General features: G+C 71.3%; 11 protein-coding genes and 1 pseudogene. 9 read left to right on the top strand and 3 right to left on the bottom strand.

The features are described from left to right. Positions 1 to 384 precede the first annotated feature (384 nt). A complete protein-coding gene (gene aceE, locus LWF15_RS25350) occupies positions 385 to 3,126 on the top strand; it encodes a pyruvate dehydrogenase (acetyl-transferring), homodimeric type (RefSeq protein ID WP_352396666.1) in 2,742 nt (913 codons plus the stop codon). A gap of 197 nt (positions 3,127 to 3,323) precedes the next feature. On the opposite strand, the gene LWF15_RS25355 is transcribed toward aceE, so the two are convergent. Beyond that, positions 3,324 to 4,052: a hypothetical protein gene (locus LWF15_RS25355; protein ID WP_232813434.1), complete on the bottom strand. Its 729-nt coding sequence runs from the start codon at positions 4,050 to 4,052 to the stop codon at positions 3,324 to 3,326. 239 nt (positions 4,053 to 4,291) lie between these two features. On the opposite strand from LWF15_RS25355, the gene LWF15_RS25360 reads away from it, so the two are divergent. The 5 genes and pseudogenes from LWF15_RS25360 (at position 4,292) to LWF15_RS25380 (ending at position 9,130) form a co-directional block, all read left to right on the top strand. Then, positions 4,292 to 5,449 carry a PucR family transcriptional regulator gene (locus LWF15_RS25360; protein ID WP_232813435.1) on the top strand — a complete coding sequence of 386 codons (1,158 nt, stop codon included), beginning with the start codon at positions 4,292 to 4,294 and terminating at the stop codon, positions 5,447 to 5,449. Positions 5,450 to 5,556: 107 nt separating this feature from the next. Next, a pseudogene (locus LWF15_RS25365) lies at positions 5,557 to 6,483 on the top strand (ACP S-malonyltransferase); the annotation flags it as partial. A 29-nt stretch (positions 6,484 to 6,512) separates the two neighbouring features. Then, entirely contained in the window at positions 6,513 to 7,526 is a 1,014-nt protein-coding gene (locus LWF15_RS25370; protein WP_232813437.1) for a beta-ketoacyl-ACP synthase III, read from the top strand. Positions 7,527 to 7,613: 87 nt separating this feature from the next. Further along, entirely contained in the window at positions 7,614 to 7,871 is a 258-nt protein-coding gene (locus tag LWF15_RS25375; protein ID WP_232813438.1) for an acyl carrier protein, read from the top strand. A 5-nt stretch (positions 7,872 to 7,876) separates the two neighbouring features. After that, the gene (locus LWF15_RS25380) at positions 7,877 to 9,130 is read left to right on the top strand and encodes a beta-ketoacyl-[acyl-carrier-protein] synthase family protein (protein ID WP_232813439.1); all 1,254 of its coding nucleotides are present in this window, start codon (positions 7,877 to 7,879) and stop codon (positions 9,128 to 9,130) included. A gap of 99 nt (positions 9,131 to 9,229) precedes the next feature. On the opposite strand, the gene LWF15_RS25385 is transcribed toward LWF15_RS25380, so the two are convergent. Next, on the bottom strand, positions 9,230 to 9,733 hold the full coding sequence (locus tag LWF15_RS25385) for a DUF3145 domain-containing protein (protein ID WP_232813440.1): 504 nt from the start codon (positions 9,731 to 9,733) through the stop codon (positions 9,230 to 9,232). A gap of 325 nt (positions 9,734 to 10,058) precedes the next feature. Here LWF15_RS25385 and LWF15_RS25390 point away from each other — a divergent pair, with 325 nt between their 5' ends. Genes LWF15_RS25390 through LWF15_RS25400 form a run of 3 tightly spaced genes read left to right on the top strand, consistent with a single transcriptional unit; the run spans position 10,059 to position 12,550 of the window. Beyond that, the gene (locus LWF15_RS25390) at positions 10,059 to 11,144 is read left to right on the top strand and encodes an S-(hydroxymethyl)mycothiol dehydrogenase (RefSeq protein ID WP_269810793.1); all 1,086 of its coding nucleotides are present in this window, start codon (positions 10,059 to 10,061) and stop codon (positions 11,142 to 11,144) included. Then, positions 11,141 to 11,767, top strand: coding sequence for an MBL fold metallo-hydrolase (locus LWF15_RS25395; RefSeq protein WP_232813442.1), 627 nt, complete (start codon positions 11,141 to 11,143; stop codon positions 11,765 to 11,767). Before LWF15_RS25390 ends, LWF15_RS25395 begins: the two co-directional genes overlap by 4 nt. 39 nt (positions 11,768 to 11,806) lie before the next feature. Then, positions 11,807 to 12,550 (top strand): hypothetical protein, encoded by a 744-nt coding sequence (locus tag LWF15_RS25400; protein WP_232813443.1) that lies wholly within the window; start codon positions 11,807 to 11,809, stop codon positions 12,548 to 12,550. Positions 12,551 to 12,553: 3 nt separating this feature from the next. Here LWF15_RS25400 and LWF15_RS25405 read toward each other — a convergent pair whose 3' ends face one another. Next, complete coding sequence (locus LWF15_RS25405) at positions 12,554 to 13,234, bottom strand: peptidyl-tRNA hydrolase (protein ID WP_232813444.1); 681 nt, start codon at positions 13,232 to 13,234, stop codon at positions 12,554 to 12,556. Positions 13,235 to 13,324: the final 90 nt, after the last annotated feature.

The raw sequence follows: 13,324 nt of genomic DNA on the forward strand, positions 1-13,324 counted from the left end.
CAACCGCCCCGTCACCTCGTACTACTTGTTTTTGCCGGAACAATCGGCGGTCGGCACCACCTCACCACGCCTCCGGCGCCACCCGGTCGGGTGAGAACCGCTCCCCGCAACGCCTGCGACACGCCCCCGACACGCCTGCGACACGCCGCCGACACGCCCGGGGCAGACCGACATCTGGTGATCAAGAGCGCCCCGCCGTACCCGCCGCCGCACCCAAGGGGCACACTGGAGGGTGGAAGGGCACGGCCGCCCCGGCACCCCGCTCAACTGGGGTACCTGTGACGCCCGGACAGCCCGTCAGCCAAGATAGAGGCCCGAACCGGTCGCGATCCGGCCGATTCGGCGTGTTTTCACAATCGTTGTCCTAAATCCAGGAGGGACGTCGTGGTCGGACGAGAATCATCAGGCCCGATCCTGAACGGGCTGCCGAGCCGGCTGCCCGACATCGATCCTGAGGAGACGGCCGAGTGGATCGCGTCTCTCGACGCGGCCATCGACGGCCAGGGCCGCCAGCGCGCCCGGTACCTGATGCAGTCGTTGCTGCAGCGGGCCCGTGAGCGGGGCGTCGGTGTGCCGAGTCTCACGGCCACCGACTACGTCAACACCATCCCGCCGGAGGCCGAGCCCTGGTTCCCGGGTGACGAAGAGGCCGAGCGCACCGCCCGCCGCTGGATCCGCTGGAACGCCGCGGTCATGGTGCACCGCGCCCAGCGCCCGGACATCGGTGTCGGCGGTCACATCTCCTCCTACGCCTCCTCGGCCTCGCTCTACGAAGTGGGCTTCAACCACTTCTTCCGGGGCAAGGACCACCCGGGCGGCGGTGACCAGATCTTCTTCCAGGGCCACGCCTCCCCCGGCGTCTACGCCCGCGCCTTCCTGGAGGGCCGGCTCTCCGCCGACCAGCTCGACGGCTTCCGGCAGGAGCGCTCGCACCCGGCCGGCGGGCTGTCCTCGTACCCGCACCCCCGGCTGATGCCGGACTTCTGGGAGTTCCCGACCGTCTCGATGGGCCTCGGCCCGATGAACGCGGTCTACCAGGCCTCCTTCAACAAGTACCTGCACAACCGCGGCATCAAGGACACCTCCCAGCAGCACGTCTGGGCGTTCCTCGGCGACGGCGAGATGGACGAGCCCGAGAGCCGCGGCTTCCTCCAGGTCGCCGCCCAGGAGGAGCTCGACAACCTGACCTTCGTGGTGAACTGCAACCTGCAGCGCCTCGACGGCCCGGTCCGCGGCAACGGCAAGATCATCCAGGAGCTGGAGGCGCAGTTCCGCGGCGCCGGCTGGAACGTCATCAAGGTGGTCTGGGGTCGCGACTGGGACCCGCTGCTGGCCGCCGACCGGGACAACGCCCTGGTCAACCTGATGAACATCACCCCCGACGGTGACTACCAGACCTTCCGCGCAGAAGACGGCGCCTACATCCGCGAGCACTTCTTCGGGCGCGACCCGCGCACGCTTAAGCTGGTCGAGAAGCTGTCCGACGACGACATCTGGTGGAACCTGAAGCGCGGTGGTCACGACTACCGCAAGGTCTACGCCGCCTACCGCGCCGCGGTCGAGCACAACGGCCAGCCCACGGTGATCCTGGCCAAGACGATCAAGGGCTACGGCCTGGGCACGCACTTCGCCGGCCGTAACGCGACCCACCAGATGAAGAAGCTCACGCTGGACGACCTCAAGGCGTTCCGCGACGGCCTGCGCATCCCGATCAGCGACGCCCAGCTCGAGGCCGACAAGTACCTCCCGCCCTACTACCACCCGGGCGAGGACGACGAGACCCTGCAGTACATCAAGGACCGTCGCCGCAAGCTCGGTGGCGCGGTGCCGCAGCGCCGGCACAGCGCGGGCACCCTGAAGCTGCCGGACGACAAGGCCTACGCGGGCGCCAACAAGGGCTCGGGCAAGCAGCAGGTCGCCACCACCATGGCGTTCGTCCGGATCCTGCGCGACCTGATGCGCGACAAGGACTTCGGCCACCGCGTGGTGCCGATCATCCCGGACGAGGCGCGCACCTTCGGGATGGACTCGTTCTTCCCGACCGCGAAGATCTACAACCCGCACGGCCAGCAGTACACCTCGGTCGACCGTGAGCTGATGCTCGCCTACACCGAGTCGGTCAAGGGCCAGATCCTGCACGTCGGCATCAACGAGGCCGGCTCGGTCGGGGCGTTCCAGGCGGCCGGCACGTCGTACGCCACGCACGGCGAGCCGATGATCCCGGTCTACGTCTTCTACTCGATGTTCGGCTTCCAGCGCACCGGCGACAGCCTGTGGGCGGCGATGGACCAGATGGCCCGGGGCTTCCTGATCGGCGCCACGGCCGGGCGCACCACGCTCACCGGTGAGGGCCTGCAGCACGCCGACGGGCACTCGCCGCTGCTGGCCTCGACCAACCCGGCGGCGGTGATCTACGACCCGGCCTACGGGTACGAGATCGGCCAGATCATGAAGGACGGCCTGCGGAGGATGTACGGCGAGTCGCCGGAGGACATCTTCTACTACCTGACCGTCTACAACGAGCCGATCGTGCAGCCGCCGGCCCCCGCGGACGTCGACGTCGAGGGCATCCTCAAGGGCATCTACAAGCTGCGCACGTCCGAGCAGGCGTCCGGGCCGAAGGCCCAGATCCTGGCCTCGGGGGTCTCGGTGCCGTGGGCCCTGGAGGCCCAGCGGCTCCTGGCCGAGGACTGGGGCGTGTCCGCCGACGTGTGGAGCGTCACCAGCTGGACCGAGCTGCGCCGCGACGCCCTCGCGGTCGAGGAGCACGCGTTCAAGCACCCGTCCGAGCCGGCCCGCAAGCCGTTCGTGACGCAGCGGCTGGAGAGCGCCCAGGGTCCGGTGGTCGCGGTCAGCGACTACATGCGCGCGGTCCCCGACCAGATCCGCCAGTGGGTGCCGCAGGAGTTCGTCTCCCTCGGCGCCGAGGGCTACGGCATCTCGGACACCCGCCCGGCGGCCCGGCGCTACTTCGGCATCGACAGCCCGTCGGTGGTCGTGCGGGTGCTGGAGATGCTGGCCGGCCGCGGTGAGGTGGCCGCCGACGTGCCGCAGAAGGCGATCGACAAGTACGACCTGCTGAACGTGCGCGCCGGTACCACCGGCACCGCGGGCGGCGACGCCTAGCAGTCAGGGCAGAGGCGAGGGGCCGTCGGGGAGACTTCCCGGCGGCCCCTCGGCTTCTGCGGTTTTTGTTTGAGGACGGATGTCCGCCTCACCGGGGCGCGGAGCGTCGGCTTCCGTGGTGGCGAGGGGACACGACGAAGGGGCCGTCGGAGGAGTCCCTCCGACGGCCCCTTCGTGGTGCTGCTGAGAAGTGCTGCTCAGAACATCGTGGAGATACCGTTCGCGCCGCCCATCGGGATCGACCCGGTGGGCGGGCCCAGCCGGTCGCCGATCTCCTGGCGCAGCGCCTGCACGGCGTTCTGGTCCGGGTGCTCGGCCAGTGCGGCCAGGTGCCGCCGGGCCTCGCTCAGCCGTTCGGCCTCGATCGCCGCCAGGACGAGCTCCCGGCCGGCCGGGAGCACGTGCTCCTTCGGCCGCCAGTGCCCCACCCCGAGGTTCAGGGCGTCGTTCGCGTGCCCGGCCTCGCGCAGCATCTGCAGCCCCTGGGCCAGCGCGTCCCCGGTGTGGTCGCGGTCGGCCGCGGTGCTCAGCCGGCGCAGCGCCATCTCCCGGTCGTCGTCGATGGACAGCCGGGCCAGCTGGATCAGCGGGTACCAGGCCCGGTTGTTCTGGGCGACCTCCTCGGCCAGCGCCCACACCGAGTCCTGGGCGGCCCGCTGCGGGTCGCCGCCCTCGTGGCTCTCGGCGCCCATCGCCCGGACGATCTCGGCGAGCCGGTCGAAGGCCACCACGTCGTTGGGGTCCTCACCCAGCCGGGCCCGCAGTGACTCCTCCTCGCTGCGGTCCTCGTCGGTGGCGTGCAGATCGCCGCCCCCGAGCTCGACGGGGGTTTCCACGGAGTGCGCGGCCAGTGTCTCGATGCGGTCGCCGCCACCTGCGACGGTGTCGTCCGCCGAGCGCTGCTTCAGCCGGTCCAGCGCTGACATATCGCCCCTTTCGGCAACCTGCGGTGCAGTCCTGGTGCTACGTGTGTCTTACGTGCTGGCTGTATTTCGTGCTGCCTTCCGTGCAGAATCGATCCTGGCCGTCCCACCCGTGATACCCGCCTGTCAGGTGACGGCAGTGTGACGTAAGACCATCTCGACCCTAACGGGTAGGCCCCGCCCTCGGCGACCGCGGCGGTCCACCGCGCCCCCACGGCGATCAGGTGCCCTAACCTCGGAACGTGGTCACCGCGGACGAGGCAACCGTCGCCAATCTGAGGGCGGCCCGGGGCACCCTCGCCGGTGAGGCCGTCCGCCGGATGGAAGAGGCACTGCCCTGGTACCGGGCGATGAGCGCCCAGGACCGCTCCTGGGTCGGGCTGATCGCGCACGCCGCGATCTCCGCCTTCATCGCCTGGTACCAGGAGCCGACCGGCAAGGTCGCGATCACCGCCGACGTGTTCGGCACCGCCCCGCGCGAGCTGACCCGCTCGATCTCGCTGCAGCGCGCCCTGGAGATGGTGCGCACCGTGGTCGACTCGATCGAGGAGCAGGTGCCCTCGATCGCCGGGCCCGGCGCCGAACAGCACCTGCGCGAGGCCGTCCTGCGGTACTCCCGCGACGTCGCCTTCGCCGCCGCGGAGATCTACGCCCGGGCGGCCGAGTCCCGCGGCTCGTGGGACGCCCGGCTGGAGGCCCTGGTCGTCGACGCGGTGCTGCGCGGCGCCGAGAGCGAGGACCTGCGGTCCCGGGCGGCCGCGCTGAACTGGGGGGCGTCCACCAAGGTGCTGGTGGTCGCCGGTGCGGCCCCGCCGGCTCCGGTGGAGGAGAGCCTGGAGGGCCTGCGCCGCAGCACCCGGGGCGCGGGCGGCGACCTGCTGATCGGGGTCCAGGGCGAGCGGCTGGTGGCCATCCTCGGCCACGCCGACGACCCGGGCGCCCTGGTCGGCGACCTGGTCCAGTTCTTCGGGCCCGGCCCGGTGGTGGTCGGCCCGGCCGTGAACGGGCTGATGGCCGCCTCGGAGTCGGCCCGGGCGGCGATCTCCGGCCTGAGCTCGGCCCGGGCCTGGCCCGGGGCGCCGCGGCCGGTGCAGAGCGAGGACCTGCTGCCCGAGCGGCTGCTCACCGGCGACGCCGAGGCCCGGCGCACCCTGATCGAGCAGGCCTACCGGCCGCTCACCGAGGGCGCGGCGCACCTGCTGGAGACGGTCTGGACCTACGTGGAGCTCGGCGGATCGCTGGAGGGCGCGGCCCGGGCGCTGTTCGTGCACCCGAACACGGTTCGCTACCGATTGCGTCGAGTGAGTGACATCACTAGGTGGGACCCTACTGACGCACGCGGAGCCTTTGTGTTACGCATAGCCATCATCGCAGGTCGGGTCAGTGATCCACAGACGTGACCAGAAATCGTCCCTAGGCTCTTTGTAGGAACCTCACAAAGGGATGGGGAAAGCTTCGTACCCTCCACGCCGTCCGGGATTCCCCCGCCCGGCGCATCGTTGAGTCCGTGCTCGTCATCGTTGCGCCCGGACAGGGCTCCCAGACTCCTGGCTTCCTCCAGCCCTGGCTGGAGGACCCCGCGGCCGCGGACCGGATGAACTGGCTGTCCGCCGTGGCCGACATCGACCTGGTGGCGCACGGCACCACCTCGGACGCCGAGACCATCCAGGACACCGCCGTCGCGCAGCCGCTGATCGTCGCGGCCGGGCTGGTCTCCCTGCTCTCCCTGTTCCCCCGGCCGGCCGACGCCTACCGCCGGATCGGGGTGGGCGCCGGTCACTCGGTCGGCGAGATCACTGCGGCCGCCGCGGCCGGTGTGATCACCGCCGAGCAGGCGATGGTGCTGGTCCGGGTGCGCGGCCGGGCGATGGCCCAGGCCGCCGCGGCCACCCCGACCGGGATGAGCGCCCTGCTGGGCGGCGACCCGGACGAGGTCCTGGCCACGCTGGAGCGCCTGAACCTGACCCCGGCGAACATGAACATGGCCGGCCAGGTGGTCGCCGCCGGCACGCTGGAAGACCTGGAGCGGCTGAAGGCCGAACCGCCGGCCAAGGCCCGGGTCCGTCCGCTGAAGGTGGCCGGCGCGTTCCACACCGAGCACATGGCCCCGGCCGTGCAGGTGCTCGAGGGCTACGCCCGCGCGATCAGCACCCACGACGCCCGGGTGCGCCTGGTCTCCAACGCCGACGGCGCCGTGGTCGACGACGGCCGCGAGGTGCTGCAGCGGATCGTCCACCAGATCAGCCGCCCGGTGCGCTGGGACCTGTGCCTGGAGACGTTCCGCGAGCTCAGCGTGACCGGCCTGCTCGAGCTGCCGCCGGCCGGCACCCTGACCGGGATCGCCAAGCGCGCCCTGCCCGGGGTCGAGCTGGTCTCGCTGAAGACGCCGGACGACCTGCCCGCCGCCCGCGAGCTGATCGAGAAGCACGCCGAGCCGGCCCGGTCACTGCTGAGCGAGGAGTCATGAGCCGCATCGGCAGCCGGCGCGGGCCCGAGTTCGCGCGGATCCTGTCCACCGGCGCCCGCCGGCCCGACCGGATCGTCACCAACGAAGAGATCTGCGAGGTGCTCGACTCCTCGGACCAGTGGATCCGGGAGCGCACCGGCATCGTCACCCGGCGCTTCGCCGCCCCCGGCGAGACCGTCGTCGACCTGGCCGTCCCGGCGGCCGAGCAGGCGATCGAGCGGGCCGGGCTGACCCCCGCCGAGATCGACGCGGTCCTGGTCGCCACCAGCACCCACATGGTCTCGATGCCGTCGGCCGCCGCCCTGACCGCCGCCCGGATCGGCGCCGGCCCGGCCGCCACGTTCGACCTGTCCACCGCGTGCGCCGGCTTCACCCACGGGGTGGCGGTGGCCAACGACCTGGTCCGCGGCGGTACCGCCCGTAACGTCCTGCTGGTCGGGGTCGACCGGATGACCGACGTGGTCGACCCGCGCGACCGCGGCAGCGCGATGATCTTCGGGGACGGCGCCGGAGCGGCCGTCATCGGCCCGAGCGACACCCCCGGCATCGGTCCCACCGTCTGGGGCGGCGACGCCGACCAGTGGGAGGCGCTGTACCAGACCGCTTCCTGGACGGAGTACCGCGACGGCATCGCGGCCGGCGGGCAGCCCGACTGGCCGACGCTGACCATGATGGGCCCGAAGATCTTCCGCTGGGCGGTCTGGCAGATGGCCGACGTGGCCCGCAAGGCGCTGGAGGCCGCCGAGGTCGACGTGGCCGACCTGGCCGCCTTCGTCCCGCACCAGGCCAACATCCGGATCATCGACCAGATGGCCAAGCAGCTCAAGGTGCCCGACCACGTGGTGGTCGCCCGCGACGTGATCGACAGCGGCAACACCACCGGCGCGAGCATCCCGCTGGCTCTGGACCGCATCATCGCCGAGGGCCAGGTACCCTCCGGAGGGCTCGCGCTCCTGATCGGCTTCGGAGCCGGCCTCAGCTACTCGGCCCAGGTCGTCGAGCTGCCCTGAAAATCTGCCCACCCGGTCCCCCTGGCCGGGCGGAGCGCTCCGTATCCCACGGACTGCACCATCACACCAACGAATTGGAGAACAACCATGGCGCACACCCAGGACGAGATCCTCGCCGGACTCGCCGAGCTCGTCGCTGAGGAGACCGGCATCCCGGCCGGCGACGTGCAGCTGGACAAGTCCTTCACCGACGACCTGGACATCGACTCGCTGTCGATGATGACCATCGTCGTCAACGCGCAGGACAAGTTCGACGTGGAGATCCCGGACGAGGCCGTGGGCGGCCTGAAGACCGTCCAGGACGCCGTCTCCTACATCAGCAACGCCGAGTCGGCGAAGGCCTGACTCTTATGCCGGGTTCAGACGACAGGCAGATCGCCGTCACCGGGCTGGGTGCCACCAGCCCGCTCGGCGGCGACGTACAGAGCACCTGGGAGGCGTTGCTCGCGGGTCGCTCCGGCGCCCGCCCGCTTGAGGCGCACTGGATCGAGCGGTATCCCACGCTTCCGGTCTCGTTCGCCTGCAGCCTGGCCCAGCCGGCCTCGGAGGTCCTCACCCCGCAGGAGATCCGCAGGCTCGACCCGAGCGGTCAGTACGCGATGATCTCGACCCGGGAGGCGTGGGCCCACGCCGGCGCCCCCGAGGTCGAGAAGGAGCGTCTGGCGGTGTGCATGGCCTCCGGCATCGGCGGCCTGCACACCGTGCTCAACGCGTACGACACGCTGAACGAGAAGGGCGCGCGTCGGATGCTCCCGATGACCGTGCCCATGCTCATGCCCAACGGCCCGGCCGCCGCGGTCGGTCTCGACCTGCAGGCCCGCGCCGGGGTGCACACCCCGGTGTCAGCCTGCGCGTCCGGCGCCGAGGCGATCGCCCAGGGCGCCGACCTGATCCGCCGCGGTCTGGCCGACGTGGTGGTGGCCGGGGGCACCGAGGGGTGCATCCACCCGGTGACCATCGGGGCCTTCGCCGCCATGCAGGCGCTGTCGAAGTGGAACGACGACATGGAGCGGGCCTCCCGCCCCTACGACGTCGACCGCAACGGCTTCGTCATGGGTGAGGGTTCCGGCGCGGTGGTGCTGGAGTCGATGGCTCACGCCAAGGCCCGCGGCGCCACGATCCACGCGGTGCTGGCCGGCGTCGGCGTCACCTCCGACGGCTACCACATGTCGGCCCCGCACCCGGAGGGCCAGGGCGCGGCCCGGGCCATGCGGGCGGCGCTGGCCGACGGTGACCTGGCCGCCTCGGACATCGTGCACCTGAACGCCCACGCCACCTCCACCGGCGTCGGGGACATCGCCGAGGCCCAGGCCATCCGCCTGGCGCTGGGCGAGGCGACCGACGGCGTGGCGGTCTCGGCGACCAAGTCGATGACCGGGCACCTGCTCGGCGCGGCCGGGGCGCTGGAGGCGATCTTCACCGTGCTGGCCGTGCGGGAGGGCATCGCCCCGCCGACCATCAACCTGGACAGCCAGGACCCGAAGATCACCCTGGACGTGGTGAACAAGGATCCGCGCAAGCTGCCCGACGGCGACCGGGCCGCGGTGAACAACGCGTTCGGTTTCGGCGGGCACAACGTCGGCCTGGTGTTCCGCTCCGCCTAGGAGCGGGCCGCACACGACGTAGGGCCGGTCCCCCCGGGTGGGGACCGGCCCTACGCGTTTGCCTGAAGTTCTTGTCTAGAACACGTTCTGACCGACGTCCTAGCCGACCCGGTGCAGCCAGCGCACCGGGGCTCCGTCACCGGCGTACCGGAACGGTTCCAGCTCGTCGTCCCAGGCCCGGCCCAGGGCCAGGTCCAGCTCGCGCTGCATCAGCAGGGGATCGGCGTGACCGATCTCCATGGCGGCGCGGATCCGGTCCTCGGGGATCATCACGTTGCCGTGCACGTCGGTCACGGCGTGGAAGATCCCCAGCTCGGGGGTGTGGCTCCACCGGCCCCCGTCGACTCCCGGACTGGCCTCCTCGGTCACCTCGAACCTCAGATGGGCCCAGCCGCGCAGGGCAGACGTCAGCCGCGCGCCCATCCCCTGCGGTGCCTGCCAGGACAGCTCTGTCCGGAACAGGCCTGGTGCCGCCGGCTGTTCGATCCAGTCCAGCGACAAACGCAGCCCTAACACGCCGCCCGCTGCCCATTCCACATGTGGGCACAACGCGCTCGGCGCGGAATGCACGAACAGCACGCCTCGCGTGATGGCACCCGACATCTGGCCCTCCTCGACCCGGTTTGAGGTTCGTCTTCCCCAACGACCTCAACTCAGGACATGAGCCACAGGCACCGTCCACACACGGACGCGTGTCGCCGATCATTGTGCCCGAGTCGGTCCCTCGCCGCCAGGGTCGCCCCCTCCACCGATCAGCGGAGATCGGCAGACTCAGGGGGTGCGCCCGGCGGAGACCGCCATCCGTGGCTCGGATCCCGGGGGCGCAACTCGGCGCACGACCCGGGGGCGCCTCTGCCGCCCCGCCCTCCGGAGCGCATAGGGTCGGTGTGCCCGGAGAGTCAGAACGGAAACAGGAGGCCGGACGAGTATGTCGCAGCAGGTGCGCGGAGTTGTGTCACTGGCGAAGGGCGCGCCGGTGTCGATCGAGACGGTCATCGTCCCCGACCCGGGCCCCGGCGAGGCCGTGGTGAAGGTCCAGGCCTGCGGGGTCTGCCACACCGACCTGCACTACCGCGAGGGCGGCATCAACGACGAGTACCCGTTCCTCCTGGGCCACGAGGCCGCCGGGATCGTGGAGAGCGTCGGCGAGGGGGTCACCGACGTGGCCCCGGGCGACTTCGTCATCCTGAACTGGCGCGCGGTCTGCGGCCAGTGCCGGGCCTGCCTGCGCGGCCGCCCGCACCTGTGCTTCAACACGCACAACGCCAAGCAGAAGATGACGCTCGAAGACGGCACCGAGCTCTCCCCGGCCCTGGGCATCGGCGCGTTCATCGAGAAGACGCTGGTCGCCGCCGGCCAGTGCACCAAGGTCGACCCGGCGGTCCGGCCCGAGGTGGCCGGCCTGCTCGGCTGCGGTGTGATGGCCGGCCTGGGCGCGGCGCTGAACACCGGCAACGTGAACCGGGACGACACCGTCGCGGTGATCGGCTGCGGCGGCGTGGGCAACGCGGCCATCGCCGGGGCCCGGCTGGCCGGCGCCAAGACGATCATCGCCGTCGACCTGGACGACCGGAAGCTGGAGTGGGCCCGCGAGTTCGGCGCCACCCACACGGTCAACAGCAAGGCGTCCGACCCGGTCGAGGCCGTGCAGGCGCTCACCGGCGGTTTCGGCGCCGACCTGGTGATCGACGCGGTCGGCCGGCCGGAGACCTGGAAGACCGCGTTCTACGCCCGCGACCTGGCCGGCACCGTGGTCCTGGTCGGGGTGCCGGACCCGAGCATGCAGCTCGAGATCCCGCTGATCGACGTGTTCGGCCGGGGCGGCTCGCTGAAGTCGTCCTGGTACGGCGACTGCCTGCCCAGCCGCGACTTCCCGACCATGGTCGACCTGCACCTGCAGGGCCGGCTGCCGCTGGAGAAGTTCGTCTCCGAGACGATCGGCCTGGACGACGTCGAGGCCTCGTTCGCCAAGATGAAGACCGGCGAGGTGCTGCGCTCGGTGGTCGTGCTGTGAGCGGCCCGCTGCGCATCGACAAGGTCGTCACCAGCGGGGTGTTCTCGCTCGACGGCCAGGACTTCGACGTGGACAACAACGTCTGGCTGATCGGCGACGACGACGAGGTGCTGGTGGTCGACGCGGCCCACCAGGCCGCCCCGGTGGTCGAGGCGATCGGCTCGCGCTCGCTGCTGGGCGTGGTCTGCACCCACGGCCACAACGACCACATCAACGCCGCTCTCGAGGTGGCCTCCGGCGCCCCGGTCCACCTGCACCCGGAAGACCGGATGCTGTGGGACGTGGTGCACCCCGGCTACGAGCCGAAGGCCCTGGCCGACGGCCAGACCTTCACCGTGGCCGGCGCCGAGGTGCAGGTGCTGCACACGCCGGGGCACTCCCCCGGCGCGGTGTGCCTGTACGTGCCGGCGCTGGAGAAGCTGCTCAGCGGAGACACGTTGTTCTGCGGTGGGCCGGGGGCGACCGGTCGCTCGTTCAGCAGCTTCCCCACGATCCTGGACTCGATCCGGACGCGGCTCCTGGCCCTGCCCGAGACCACCGAGGTGCTCACCGGGCACGGCGACTCCACCTCGATCGGCGCCGAGGCCAAGGACTACGACGCCTGGGTGGCCCGCGGCCACTGAGGCCGAGGACCCTCCCGTTCGGTCCCGTACTCTCAGGTCATGGTGGACCAGGATCAGCCGGTATGGGGCACACCAGAACCCCCGCCGGGGCCGGCCGGGCCGTGGGGCACACCAGCTCCTCCCCCGCCCACGTCGGTTCCGGCCTGGGGTTCTCCCGGCCCAGGCACCCAACCGCCGCCCACACCCGTCCATAGATCTGTCGGGCACTTCACCGACGGGCTGGAGGCCGGGCTCAGCAGCCGGCCCCAGCTCGAGGTGGTCGAGAACGCGGCGATGTTCGGCGAGGGCGGCTACGACGTGCACGGCACCGACGGCACGCCGATCGCCGCGCTCGGCGCCGACAACTCGGCGGCCAGCCTGGTCTTCGGCGACCTGGCCACCCACCGGCACGTCCTGCACGACGCCCACGGCCAGGTCTGCGCCCAGCTCACCCGCACCGGCTCGTTCCTCGACAACGGCACCTACGAGGTGTTCGGCCGGACCGGCACCTCACTGGCCGTGATCCGCCGGGAGAACGCCTTCGGCTCGCCCCGGCTGCAGGTGCTCGGCAGCAACGGGCAGGTGCTGCGCATGATCGGCGGCTCGTGGGGCAGCAGCGACTTCGCGGTGGTCGACGGCGCCGACGAATCGCTCGTCCGGGCCACCGCGCACCGCAGCAGCAACGGGTTCTTCAGCAGCACCCACCGCTACCGCATCGACTTCGGCGCGGGACTGCCGGTGCTGGAACGCTTCCTGGCCGTCGTCGCCACCATCTGCATGGACCAGGTGCGCAACAAGGACTGAAGGTCACCACCAGGCGACCGCGGTCTGGGTCCCCGGAGCAACCTCGGTGAAACCGCCGTCGTGCACGGCCACCCGGGCCCGCTGCACCGCCTCGGCCCAGCCCGCCTCCTCCGGGGCGACCACCCGCACCGCCCAGCCACTCTCCTCCCAACGCAAGCGGGCCTCGTCCTCCATCGACATCAAGGCCAACTGGGCCGCGTGCCCGCTCTGCGCCGCCGCCTTGCCCGTCGTCATCGGGGTCAGCGCCGTGAGCGCGATGGTCAGGCCACCGGCGACGGGTTCGGACGACTTCCCCTCCTCGGGCATCTCCGTACCGCCGACCTGCATCTTGGTCAGCGCCGCGGGCACCTGGTCGACCGGCCCGGGCACGAACGCCCGCACCTGAGCCCCCGCATGCTCGACCTCTACCCCGGCCAGCTCCTGCACCTGTGTGAAGCGAATGCCCCTACCCCGGCGAACCACCTTACGGATCGGCCCCGAGGCCCAGTGGTGCACCAGCGGATACCACTCCCCGTCCGGCGCGCTGCGGGGGTCGGTCAGCAACTTCACCACCGCTTGGGCAGCCGCCTCGCAGACCGCCAGATGGGTTGGGCGAGAGGCCCGTTCATCACGTATGGCCAGTTGCATGGCCCAGGGCTGGGTGGAGGCGAACGGATCCGGTGCTTCCAAAACGCTGTCAGACACCGTGGCAGTATCCCCGACCCCCCTCGACACCTTAGACCCGTGCGCCGGGGGACGTGTCGTGTTGCCGCTCCGGCGCAGGGGGATAGAACG

The sequence above is a fragment of the Kineosporia rhizophila genome (assembly GCF_021277265.1).
Lineage (GTDB): Bacteria > Actinomycetota > Actinomycetes > Actinomycetales > Kineosporiaceae > Kineosporia > Kineosporia rhizophila.